The organism is Rhodococcus jostii RHA1 (genome assembly GCF_000014565.1).
In the GTDB taxonomy this organism is placed as follows: Bacteria; Actinomycetota; Actinomycetes; order Mycobacteriales; family Mycobacteriaceae; genus Rhodococcus_F; species Rhodococcus_F jostii_A.
This window is the reverse complement of sequence record NC_008268.1, coordinates 7,036,811-7,047,922: the sequence shown is the minus strand read 5'-3', so window position 1 is coordinate 7,047,922 and position 11,112 is coordinate 7,036,811. Positions and strand designations below refer to the sequence as shown.

At 67.5% G+C, this 11,112-nt stretch carries 13 protein-coding genes; 1 reads left to right on the top strand and 12 read right to left on the bottom strand.

Translation table 11 applies throughout. The features are described 5' to 3' along the window. Positions 1–14 precede the first annotated feature (14 nt). From RHA1_RS32015 to RHA1_RS31985, 7 genes are all read right to left on the bottom strand, one after another. Positions 15–1,058, bottom strand: coding sequence for a patatin-like phospholipase family protein (locus tag RHA1_RS32015; protein WP_011598399.1), 1,044 nt, complete (start codon positions 1,056–1,058; stop codon positions 15–17). 34 nt (positions 1,059–1,092) lie between these two features. Further along, entirely contained in the window at positions 1,093–1,410 is a 318-nt protein-coding gene (locus RHA1_RS32010) for a DUF2469 domain-containing protein (protein ID WP_005240496.1), read from the bottom strand. A 37-nt stretch (positions 1,411–1,447) separates the two neighbouring features. After that, positions 1,448–2,128: a ribonuclease HII gene (locus tag RHA1_RS32005; protein WP_005240494.1), complete on the bottom strand. Its 681-nt coding sequence runs from the start codon at positions 2,126–2,128 to the stop codon at positions 1,448–1,450. Next, positions 2,125–2,907 carry a signal peptidase I gene (lepB, locus tag RHA1_RS32000; RefSeq protein WP_009479724.1) on the bottom strand — a complete coding sequence of 261 codons (783 nt, stop codon included), beginning with the start codon at positions 2,905–2,907 and terminating at the stop codon, positions 2,125–2,127. The genes RHA1_RS32005 and lepB overlap by 4 nt, the downstream gene beginning before the upstream one ends. 81 nt (positions 2,908–2,988) lie before the next feature. Next, positions 2,989–3,330, bottom strand: coding sequence for a 50S ribosomal protein L19 (gene rplS, locus RHA1_RS31995; protein ID WP_005240490.1), 342 nt, complete (start codon positions 3,328–3,330; stop codon positions 2,989–2,991). Positions 3,331–3,424: 94 nt separating this feature from the next. Next, entirely contained in the window at positions 3,425–4,330 is a 906-nt protein-coding gene (locus RHA1_RS31990) for a hypothetical protein (protein ID WP_009479723.1), read from the bottom strand. A gap of 74 nt (positions 4,331–4,404) precedes the next feature. After that, a complete protein-coding gene (locus RHA1_RS31985; RefSeq protein WP_011598397.1) occupies positions 4,405–6,741 on the bottom strand; it encodes a Tex family protein in 2,337 nt (778 codons plus the stop codon). Positions 6,742–6,816: 75 nt separating this feature from the next. On the opposite strand from RHA1_RS31985, the gene RHA1_RS31980 reads away from it, so the two are divergent. After that, positions 6,817–7,851, top strand: a complete 1,035-nt coding sequence (locus RHA1_RS31980; protein ID WP_237726977.1) for a serine hydrolase — start codon at positions 6,817–6,819, stop codon at positions 7,849–7,851. Between the two features lie 25 nt (positions 7,852–7,876). Here RHA1_RS31980 and trmD read toward each other — a convergent pair whose 3' ends face one another. From trmD to RHA1_RS31955, 5 genes are all read right to left on the bottom strand, one after another. After that, positions 7,877–8,569: a tRNA (guanosine(37)-N1)-methyltransferase TrmD gene (gene trmD / locus RHA1_RS31975; protein WP_009479720.1), complete on the bottom strand. Its 693-nt coding sequence runs from the start codon at positions 8,567–8,569 to the stop codon at positions 7,877–7,879. A gap of 10 nt (positions 8,570–8,579) precedes the next feature. Beyond that, positions 8,580–9,131 carry a ribosome maturation factor RimM gene (gene rimM / locus RHA1_RS31970; RefSeq protein ID WP_011598395.1) on the bottom strand — a complete coding sequence of 184 codons (552 nt, stop codon included), beginning with the start codon at positions 9,129–9,131 and terminating at the stop codon, positions 8,580–8,582. 13 nt (positions 9,132–9,144) lie between these two features. Continuing rightward, positions 9,145–9,387: an RNA-binding protein gene (locus tag RHA1_RS31965; RefSeq protein ID WP_005240479.1), complete on the bottom strand. Its 243-nt coding sequence runs from the start codon at positions 9,385–9,387 to the stop codon at positions 9,145–9,147. Further along, positions 9,384–9,845 carry a 30S ribosomal protein S16 gene (rpsP, locus tag RHA1_RS31960; RefSeq protein ID WP_005240477.1) on the bottom strand — a complete coding sequence of 154 codons (462 nt, stop codon included), beginning with the start codon at positions 9,843–9,845 and terminating at the stop codon, positions 9,384–9,386. The genes RHA1_RS31965 and rpsP overlap by 4 nt, the downstream gene beginning before the upstream one ends. A gap of 179 nt (positions 9,846–10,024) precedes the next feature. After that, positions 10,025–11,110 carry an amidohydrolase family protein gene (locus RHA1_RS31955; protein ID WP_011598394.1) on the bottom strand — a complete coding sequence of 362 codons (1,086 nt, stop codon included), beginning with the start codon at positions 11,108–11,110 and terminating at the stop codon, positions 10,025–10,027. Positions 11,111–11,112 lie beyond the last annotated feature (2 nt).

Here is an 11,112-nt window from a genome sequence, read left to right as displayed (position 1 = left end):
GGCCCTGCCACCTGTCAGGTGGGCTCGCCGTCCGAATCTGCCGGAGACACAGCGGCTGCCGGCGAGACGAGACCGGCGTCGTCGAGCGCACGCCCGGTGAGAACCCGACCCAGTTCGATCATCTCGGCGGCACGATGGTAATCGAGACTGCGGCACGCGTTCCGGGGCACCCGAACGTGCACGTCCGGTGGGTACGCGGCGAGCTGATAGCGAGCCAACGTTGCCTGCATCACGTCGAGCGAACGGTTCATCACCGCGAACCGGCTGAACTTCGGGACGGCCACGGCGTCGCCCTCGACCACGGTCTGATCGCCGATCATCTGGCCGTCCTGCTCGTCCGTCGGATCCGGGTCGGTGTGCGCAGCGCCGAATCGCCCCACGACCGACCGCACGATGTCCAGGTCACGCAGCTGCGCGGCGCTCCGGCGGAAGCGCGCCACCCATTCGTCCACCGGCCGCGAATCGGCGCTGACGTTCTCCGGGGCCAGCGAGCGCCCGTCCCGGTCCTCGGCGCTCAGGCTGATCCCGACGGTCAGGTCGGCGCTCACGGAGACGAGCGGCGCCATCGGCAAAGGGTCGAGCACCCCACCGTCGGCGAGCACCCGGCCGTTGAGCACATACGGCGTGATGACGCCGGGGATGGCGATCGACGCACGGATCGCCGCGTCGACGGGCCCTCGCTGGAACCACACCGACCGGCCCGCAGCGAGATCGGTGGCCACGGCCGTATACGGAATCGGAAGGTCTTCGATGCGGATCTCGCCGAGTATCTCCCTGACCCGTTGCAGGATCTTCTCGGCGTGGATGGCTCCGGGGGCGGACACCGACAGGTCGAGAAGACGCACGACGTCGAGCTGGGTCAGGCCGATCGCCCACCGGGTGAAGTCGTCGAGCGTGCCCGCTGCGTGGAGTCCTCCCACCAGGGCCCCCATCGACGAGCCTGCGACACCGACGATCTCGAATCCGCGCTCCTCGAGCACCTGGATCGCTCCGATGTGGGCGTACCCCCGCGCACCGCCGCTCCCCAGAGCCAGCGCGACACGCCTCGGTCCGGTCATCGGACGATCGTACGCGGACGAGAACTCCGGATCGTCAGGACAGACCGTTGTCGGGGAGCCGCAGGTCCGGCTTGTCGAGTTCCTCGATGTTCACGTCCTTGAACGTGATGACGCGGACATACTTCACGAAACGCGCGGGACGGTACATGTCCCACACCCACGCATCGGACATCCGCAGCTCGAAGTAGATCTCTCCGTCCGCGTTGTGCGGCAGCAACTCCACCGAGTTCGCCAGATAGAACCGGCGCTCGGTCTCCACGACATAGGAGAACTGACCGACGATGTCCCGGTACTCGCGGTAGAGCGACAGCTCCATCTCGGTTTCGTACTTCTCGAGATCCTCGGCACTCATCGGTCTGTGAGTCCTCCTGCTCTGGTGTGAATTGTCATCATCTCGCACTTCCGGAACTGTTATCCACTCGGTGTATCAGCGCGGCGACGTTCGACCACGAGCGGCGGTGCTCCGGGCACGGGCCCAGCTTCTCGAGAGCCGTCAGGTGCGCGGGCGTGTTGTACCCCTTGTGGATCGCGAAACCGTAACCGGGATGTGTCTCGTCCATTGCGACCATCACCCGGTCGCGAGAGACCTTGGCCAGCACACTCGCCGCCGCGATGCATGCCGCCGCGGCGTCGCCGCCGATCACTGGCAGCGACGGGGCCGGCAGGCCCGGGACGCGGAAGCCGTCGGTGAGAACGTAACCCGGGGTGGTCGAGAGCCCGGCAACGGCACGTCGCATGCCCTCGATGTTGGCTACGTGCACACCCATCCGGTCGACTTCCTCGGCCGGAAAAGACACGACGCTCCACGCCACCGCGAGCCGGGTGATGGCCGGGAACAACTCTTCGCGCGTGCGTTCGGTGAGCTTCTTCGAATCGTCGAGGCGCGCCAGCGCCGGATACGGCTTCGGTGCGAGCACGCAGGCCGCCACGACGAGCGGCCCCGCACACGCGCCCCGGCCTGCTTCGTCGACACCGGCCACCGGACCGAGGCCGCTACGGACCAGCGCCGACTCCATCGTCCGCAGACCGGACGACCTGCGAATGACGATGCGTGGAGGCCAGGAAGTCACTTGCCCTGGATATCGGGTGAACTGATCGTGCCCATCCGCGACGGCGGCAACGCGATGAAGACGGCCTTACCGATCACGTTGTCGAGCGGGATGGTGCCTTGTATGTCGTCGCCCACGTGGTACCGCGAGTCCGCGGAGTTGCTGCGATTGTCACCCATCACCCACAGGTGTCCGTCGGGCACGGTGACCGGGCCGAAGCAGCGCGCCGACTTCAGTGCCGTGTCGCAGGTCTGGGAGCCGGGGACGAACGGGAAATCCATGACGACGTAGGGCTCGTCGAGCGGCTTGCCGTCGACCAGGATCCGGCCCTGGTCGTCGCAGCATTCGACGGTCTGACCGCCGGTGGCGATCACACGCTTGACGAGGTCGTTCTCGTCCGGGGGGACGAGTCCGACGAGGGAACCGAGTTCCTGCGCACCGCGGATCACCACGTTGGAGGACCGGGTGGAGACGAAATCCTGCGACCACGAATCGGGGCCACGGAACACGATGACGTCACCCGGTTGCGGTTCACCGAAGCGGTAACCGATCTTCTCGACCACGATGCGGTCGCCGGTGCAGCCCGCGCACCCGTGCAGCGTCGGTTCCATCGATTCGGACGGAATGAGATACACCCGGGCGACGAACGTCTGCAACAGGAAACTCAGAACGAGCGCGACCAGAATCAGGATCGGCAACTCACGGAGGAAGGAGCGGGGCTTCTTCTCGGGCTCCGCCGTTCCGCCGTTCACGGCGGAGGTGGCGGCCGAATCGCCGGTGGTCTCGGATTCCGACGACAATGCCCGCTCCTTCGAAGAATCTGTCACGAAATCAGATTAGCCCGGCACTGCGACTACGCAGTGCCGGGCTCATCGGAAAGGTCAGCGCTTTTCCTTGATCTTGGCGGCCTTGCCACGCAGATCGCGGAGGTAGTACAGCTTGGCGCGGCGGACGTCACCGCGGGTGACGACCTCGATCTGCGCCAGGTTGGGGCTGTGGACCGGGAAGGTGCGCTCGACGCCGACACCGAAGGAGACCTTGCGGACGGTGAAGGTCTCGCGGACGCCGCCGCCCTGACGGCGGATCACGACGCCCTTGAAGACCTGCACGCGCTCCTTCGAGCCTTCGATGACCTTGACGTGCACGTTGAGGGTGTCGCCGGGACGGAACTCGGGAATGTCGTCGCGGAGGGACTTCTTGTCCAGGAAATCGAGAGTGTTCATCGGTGTTCCATCCTTGCGTTTTCGCAGGAGCAGAGGAACCGAGCGGCCCCCGGACGTTCGAAGAACACCGGTGCTCGTCTGGTTCGTGCCCAGATCAAGTACTGCTGCCTGGTCCAGGCAACCCGTCCATTGTGCCAGACGCCACCGGGTGAAGAGAAATCGGCGGCGGCGCCGCATGCACCACGTGGTCGAGTTCGACCTCCGCCGCCACCCTGGCATGTTCCGCGGCTTCCTTCACGTGCACTGCGCTGGGAGTCCCGGCGATGAAATCCTGCACGAAGATCTTGGCCCGGATGACCGGCCGACGCCACTTCCGCTCCCGCTCGAGGGCCCGGAGCATCCGCTTCGGCTTGGAGGTGTAGCGCCACCGGGCCCACGGTGCGCTCGGCCGGCTCAATCGGAGCGCCCCGATCAGCAGGATCGGGAAGATGAACAGGCCGAGCAACCCCGTCCAGATCTTCCCCTTCAGCAGCACCACCGCCGCGATGAGCAGGTTGATCACGGACGAGAACGCGATCGCGATCCGCACCCAGGGATCCGGCGAGTCCCGGAAGTCGGTGACGTTGATCAGTTCGAGCGGCCGGAGACCGAGGAGCAGCAGACCCGTCACCGCGATCGCCACGAACACGGCATCGACCGACGTCCGGCCCTCATCCGCCCAATACACGTCCTGCAGGTAGAAGATCAGCGCGAACTCGTCCAGCACGAGCGCGGCGCCGACCCCGAAGAACGTGGCGAGGACGGCGCCGGTGGTCTGGGTGCCGTCCTCGTACACGGCGATGAGGGAGACCCCCGAGACGAGCATCGTCACGACGCCGAACACCACGTGGTGGACGTGATGCCCGCCGGGTTTCACGTTGCCCGGCCACCACGACACCTCGGCACGGATCATCCGCACGCTCAACCGGATGAACAGGAAAGCCGCGAGAAACCCGAGCAGGAAAAAGAGCAGAGGCAGGCGCCCGTGCCCGACGATTTCCCGATCCAGCCATTCGTACATCGGCATCCACTATCCCAGTAAAGAACTAGTCACTCCATCGAAAAGTGGAGGCTCGTGTCGGGATGGTGACCTCTTTACTTGCCGAATCCCGCCTTCCGCAGCGCGTCGGCCATCGAACCGCCGGGCGCCGGGCGGGAGTCACGCCCGCGATCGCGTCCACCCTGCTGCTGCTGCGGCTTGCCGCCGCGCCGGTCCTGTGGCTGACCGCCGCCCCGCCGGTCCTGCCGCTGCCCACCGCCGCGGGGACCGTCGTTCTTGCGGCCGGCCCCGACCTCGTCGTCGAGCCGCAAAGTCAGTCCGATGCGCTGACGGGCCTCGTCCACCTCGAGGACCTTCACCTTCACGACGTCACCCGACTTCACGACGTCCCGCGGGTCCTTGACGAAGTTGTGGGACATCGCGGACACGTGAACGAGGCCGTCCTGGTGAACGCCGATGTCGACGAACGCGCCGAACGCCGCCACGTTCGTGACGACGCCCTCGAGCGTCATCCCCGGCTTCAGGTGCGACACCTTCTCGATGCCGGCGGCGAACGTGGCCGTCTTGAACTCCGGGCGGGGGTCGCGGCCGGGCTTCTCGAGCTCACCGATGATGTCGGTGACCGTGGGCAGACCGAACCGGTCGTCGACGAAGTCTGCCGGGTTCAGGCTGCGGAGCGCGGACGTGTTGCCGATGATCTCGCGCACGCCGGTGCCGCTCGCGCCGACGATCTTGCGCACCACCGGGTAGGCCTCGGGGTGGACGCTGGACGCGTCGAGCGGGTCGTCCCCGTTGGGGATGCGCAGGAAGCCGGCGCACTGCTCGAACGCCTTCGGACCGAGTCGCGCGACGTCCTTGAGCCCCTTGCGGCTGCGGAACGGGCCGTTCTGGTCCCGGTGCGCGACGATGCTCTCCGCGAGCGAACCGGCGATACCCGACACGCGGGACAGCAGCGGCACCGACGCGGTGTTCACGTCGACGCCGACCGCGTTCACCGCGTCCTCGACGACGGCACCGAGCGACCGCGCGAGCAGCGTCTCCGACACATCGTGCTGGTACTGCCCGACGCCGATCGACTTCGGGTCGATCTTCACCAGTTCGGCGAGCGGGTCCTGCAGACGTCGCGCAATGGAGACTGCTCCGCGGATCGACACGTCGAGATCGGGCAGCTCCGCCGAGGCGTACGCGGACGCCGAGTACACGGACGCGCCGGCCTCGGACACCACGATCTTCGTCAGGTTGGTGGTACCCGACTTGGCGATCAGCTCGGTCGCGAGCGCATCCGTCTCGCGGGAGGCCGTGCCGTTCCCGATGGCGATGAGCTCCACGCCGTGCTTGGCGACGAGACCGGCGAGAGTGGCCAGGGAGGCGTCCCACTTGTTCTGGGGCTGATGCGGATAGATCGTGTCGTGGGCCACCACCTTGCCGGTCGCGTCCACGACCGCGACCTTCGTCCCGGTCCGGAAGCCGGGGTCGAGGCCCATCGTGGCGCGGGTCCCGGCAGGCGCTGCCAGCAGCAGGTCCCGCAGGTTGTTGGCGAACACGTCGACGGCGTCCTTCTCCGCCGACTGTCGCAGGCGCATCCTGGTGTCGATGCCCAGCGTCACGATCATCTTGGTGCGCCACGCCCACCGCACGGTGTCGAGCAGCCACCGGTCGGCGGGCCTGCCGCGGTCGGCGATGCCGAACCGGCCTGCGATCCGGCCCTCGTAGACGGTGGGCTCGCCGGGGACGGGCTCCTCCGTGTCGGGTGCCAGCGTGAGCGTGAGTACCTCTTCCTTCTCGCCGCGCAGCACCGCCAGGATCCGGTGCGAAGGAAGCTTGCCGAACGGCTCCGAGAACTCGAAGTAGTCGGCGAACTTCGCGCCCTCGGTCTCCTTGCCCTTGCGGACCGCGGACACCAGCTGCCCGCGGGTCCACATCAGCTCACGGAGCTCACCCACCAGGTCTGCGTCTTCGGCGAAACGCTCGACGAGGATCGCGCGCGCACCCTCGAGCTGTTCGGCCGTGTAGGACGCCGGATCGGTGGAGGGATCGGTGATCAGTGCGTCGGCGACGGGTTCGTGACCGGCCTCGCGGGCGATCTGCGCCTTGGTGCGCCGCTTCGGCTTGAACGGCAGGTAGATGTCCTCGAGGCGCGCCTTCGTGTCGGCGGTCATGATCTGCCCACGCAGCTGGTCGTCGAGCTTGCCCTGCGAGTCGATCGACTCGAGCACGGCGACCCGGCGATCGTCCAGTTCCCGCAGGTACCGCAGGCGTTCCTCGAGCTGGCGGAGCTGAGCGTCGTCGAGCGTTCCGGTGACTTCCTTGCGGTACCGGGCGATGAAGGGCACGGTGGCTCCACCGTCGAGGAGGTCCACGGCGGCCGCGACCTGTCCCTCCCGGACGTCGAGCTCCTCGGCAATGCGCTGGTTCACGGTCTTGAGAGTCACGGAAATGGACCCTACCGCTACTCTGAGACAATATCGTCGGCGGTGAGGCCGTCACGGAAATCTCGGGAGAATTTCATGTCCAGGCTGATCGTATGCCTGACGGTCATGGTCTTCGTGCTGGTTGCGCCGGCCTGCACCATCCCGACCGGGACGAACTCCGTGGTCGACATCCCGGCGACGTCACCGGCCGTCGCGACCCCCGATCTCCCCCCGGCCGACGACCCGCCGGCGGGTGACGGCGTGACCGTGAGCCCGGAGCCGTTCCCCTCCGCGCGAGTTCCCGTTTCCGCACCCCTCGCCGAACGCATCTCGGCGGCGGTCGCGACGGCGTCCGCCGAACGCGGCGCCGACATGTCGATCGCCGTTCTGGACCGCGCCACCGGCAGCTATCTGGAGGGCGCCGCCGCCGAACCCGTCGAAACGGCGTCGTTGGCCAAGCTGTTCGTCGCCGCCCAGATGTATCACCTCGACGCGCTCGGTGAGCGGCCGCTGTCCGACTTCGACAATGTCCTCCTGAAGCGGATGCTCGAATCGTCCGACGACGACGCGGCCAACACTCTCTGGGACGATCTCGGCGGCTCCGATGTCGTCGTCGACGTCGCCGGGCGGTACGGACTCGCCGCGACCACCCCGCCCTGGGACGGGTTGTGGTGGAACACCGAGACGACCGCCGCCGACCTCGTGACGTTCTATGCCGGGCTCCTCGACGACCGCGACGGCCTGGGCGCGGATCGCATCGCCGAATTCGTCGGCTACCTGCGCTCGTCGACACCCGAGGGGATCGACGGTTACGACCAGCGGTTCGGCATCCCCGACGGGTTGCCCGGCGAGAACGTCGTCGGGGTGAAGCAGGGTTGGATGTGCTGTGTGGGAGATCGGTGGATCCACGTGTCGACCGGCCTGATCGGTGAGGACAACCGCTACATCGTGGCCGTCGCGTCGCGGGAGGACATCCGGTACGAGGACGACGAGGAGTCGTACCCGGACACCGCTGTCACGGATGTCAGCGAGGATTCCAGCGCCCGGCATGCGCGGGACACGATGACCGGGTTCGTGAAGTCCCTGTTCCCGAACGGTGTCGTCGACGACTGGGCGCAGCCTCAGGGTTAGCGCCCGGGCAGGCCCGGAAACCGGTTCAGGGCAACAGGTCCGGGCGGCGTTCGGCGGTGCGTTGCAGCGACTGCTCCCGCCGCCAGGCAGCCACCTTCGCGTGATCACCCGACAGCAGGACCGGCGGGACGTCGAGTCCGCGCCACGTTGCCGGTCGCGTGTAGCTGGGTCCTTCGAGTAGGCCATCGGAGAACGAATCCTCTTGGTGCGACTGCTGATTGCCGAGAACTCCGGGAATCAGGCGCACGAACGCCTCGGTCATCACCAGCACGGCCGCCTCGCCCCCGATGAGGACGTAGTCGCCGATGCTCACTTCTTCGACGCGCACCCGGCGGGCGGCGTCGTCGAACACACGCTGATCGATGCCTTCGTAACGTCCGCAGGCGAAGACGATGCGCTTCTCCCCCGCCCAGCGCTCGGCGGTAGCCTGCGTGAAAGGAACACCGGCCGGGGTGGGGACGACCAGCAGAGTGTCCGTGTCGCCGTCGCCCGCGGCGAGGACGTCGTCGAGGGCGGGACCCCACACGGTGGGTTTCATGACCATCCCCGGCCCGCCGCCGTACGGCGAATCGTCGACGGCCTTGTGGACGTCGTGCGTCCAGTCCCGCAGATCGTGCACCTCGACGGAGATGAGGCCCTTGTCGATGGCCTTGCCGAGCAACGCCGCTCGCAGCGGTTCGAGGTACTCAGGGAAGATGGTGACCACGTCGAGACGCATGGCTACCGACTCACTTCCCGTCGGCGGATTCACCGAAGTCGGGATCGAGCAACCCTTCCGGCGGATCGATCAGGGCGACACCGTCCGCGACGGACACCGACGTGACGATCGCGGCCACGAACGGGACGAGAAGTTCTCCGGACTGGTCGCCGGCCCGGCGGATCGAGAGCAATTCGCCCGCCGCGGAATGCAATACCTCGATGACGGTTCCCACCTCGGTGCCGTCCGCGAGGCGCACCGACAGTCCCTCGAGTTCGTGATCGTAGAACTCGTCGGGGTCGTCGGACGGCTCGAGTTCGGCGCTGTCGATGACGAACAGCGTGCCCCGCAGGGCATCCGCCGCGGTGCGATCCGACACACCCTCGAGGCGCAGCAGAAGCCGCCCGGAATGGTCCCGGGCGGCTTCCACCGTGTATGTGCTCACAGTCTGCTCGCGCGGCTTGTGTCCCCGCAGCACGGCACCCACGGCGAATCGATCCTCGGGTTCGTCGGTGCGAACCTCGACCACGATCTCACCCTTGATGCCGTGCGACTTGGCGACACGGCCGACGACGAGCTCCACTGCTGTAAGGCCTCTACTGATCGGTGTCGACGACGTCGACACGGATCCCGCGGCCACCGATACCGGAGACCAGCGTGCGCAGAGCGGTCGCGGTACGACCACCGCGGCCGATGACCTTGCCGAGATCGTCAGGGTTGACGTGCACCTCGACAGTGCGCCCCCGACGCCCGGTGATCAGCTCGACACGAACGTCGTCGGGGTTGGCGACGATGCCACGAACGAGGTGCTCCACGGCATCGGCGACGACGGCACTCACTTGTCAGCAGCCTCGGACTCTGCAGCAGCCTCGGCGGGAGCGTCGGCAGCAGCCTCGGCGTCCTCGGCCTTCGCCTTCTTCTTCTTGGGCGTGATGGCCTCGCCGACGGGCTCGTTCTCGGCCTGCGCGAGCGCAGCCTGGAACAGCTCCAGCTTGGAGGGCTTGGCTTCCTTGACGCGGAGGGTGCCCTCGGCGCCCGGCAGGCCCTTGAACTTCTGCCAGTCACCGGTGATCTTGAGGATGGCCTCGACGGGCTCGGTGGGCTGGGCGCCGACGCCGAGCCAGTACTGAGCGCGCTCGGAATCGACCTCGATCAGCGAGGGCTCTTCCTTGGGGTGGTACTTGCCGATGGTCTCGATCGCCCGGCCGTTGCGGCGGGTGCGGGAGTCGGCGACGACGATGCGGTACTGCGGGTTCCGGATCTTGCCGAGCCGGGTGAGCTTGATCTTGACAGCCACTGCTGTACTTCTCCTTCAGTGCGCACACGAGTGTGCCCACGTGTCACGTGCAATTCGGCGACGCGCAGGAATAGCGCGCCCGGTTTTGCCTCTAACCTGTGACCGCCGCGCGGTGCGTGACCGGATGCGACGAACAGCGGTTCATTCTGCCAGACGAACACCGTCAGGGGAAAACCAGGTCATCGGGTCTTCACGACGTTGCCCCGCAGCACCACGACATCGGGCGCGGCGAGGGCGTCGCTGCTCGCCCGCGGGTCGTTCCGGAAGACCAGCAGATCCGCGGGCGCACCCGCTTCCACACCCGGATGTCCGAGCCACGTCCGCGCGTCCCAGCACGCGGCGCCGAGGGCCTCCGCCGGGCTCAGTCCGACCGCCTTCAGTTCCTCGACCTCGTCGGCGATGCGTCCGTGGACGATCGATCCGCCCGCGTCGGTGCCGGCGTAGATCGGGATCCCCGCGTCGTGAGCGGCACCGATCGTGTCCTTCACCCGTGAGTGCAGGTCACGCATGTGCGCGGCGTAGATCGGGAACCGCGAGGCGGACTCGGCGATATCGGGGAACGTCGCGATGTTGATCAGCGTCGGGACGAGCGCGGTTCCGTGCGAGACCATCAGCTCGATCGTCTCGTCGGTGAGCCCGGTGCCGTGCTCGATGCAGTCGATTCCGGCGTTGATCAGGCCCGGAAGCGCATCCTCGGCGAAGACGTGCGCGGTGACGCGAGCCCCTTCCCGGTGCGCGGCCGCGATCGCCTCGACGAGGATGTCGTCGCTCCACAACGGCGCGAGGTCACCCGCGGAGCGGTCGATCCAGTCGCCGACGAGCTTGACCCACCCGTCGCCGGCCCGGGCCTGGCGCACCACCTCGTCCGGCAGCTGGGACTCGTCCTCCAGATCGACCGGCAGTCCGCGGATGTAGCGCTTGGGGGCGGCGATGTGCTGTCCGGCGCGGATGATCCTCGGCAGGTCGGGGCGGTCGTCGACGAACCGGGTGTCGACCGGCGAACCGGCGTCCCGAATCAGCAGGACCCCGCAGTCGCGCTCGGTCTCCGCCTGCGCGATCAACCCGTCGACGCTCTCGCCACCGCCGCCGCCGAACCTGATGCCGACGTGGCAGTGGGCATCGACGAGTCCGGGAACGATCCACCCGGATTCGCAGACGGTCTCCGCGCCGGGAACCGGTTCCGTCGAGATCACACCGTTGTCGACCCAGAGTTCGACCGGCTGTTCGTCGGGCAGACCGGTGCCCCGGAAGTGCAGCGCGCCCATCG

What these genes read in the sequence shown, in the direction of transcription:
- rplS (WP_005240490.1), bottom strand. Translation starts at nt 3,330, where the DNA reads ATGAACACTCTCGATTTCCTGGACAAGAAGTCCCTCCGCGACGACATT.
- trmD (WP_009479720.1), bottom strand. Translation starts at nt 8,569, where the DNA reads ATGCGTCTCGACGTGGTCACCATCTTCCCTGAGTACCTCGAACCGCTG.
- RHA1_RS32010 (WP_005240496.1), bottom strand. Translation starts at nt 1,410, where the DNA reads ATGAGTGCCGAGGATCTCGAGAAGTACGAAACCGAGATGGAGCTGTCG.
- RHA1_RS31990 (WP_009479723.1), bottom strand. Translation starts at nt 4,330, where the DNA reads ATGTACGAATGGCTGGATCGGGAAATCGTCGGGCACGGGCGCCTGCCT.
- RHA1_RS31955 (WP_011598394.1), bottom strand. Translation starts at nt 11,110, where the DNA reads ATGGGCGCGCTGCACTTCCGGGGCACCGGTCTGCCCGACGAACAGCCG.
- RHA1_RS32015 (WP_011598399.1), bottom strand. Translation starts at nt 1,058, where the DNA reads ATGACCGGACCGAGGCGTGTCGCGCTGGCTCTGGGGAGCGGCGGTGCG.
- RHA1_RS31980 (WP_237726977.1), top strand. Translation starts at nt 6,817, where the DNA reads ATGTCCAGGCTGATCGTATGCCTGACGGTCATGGTCTTCGTGCTGGTT.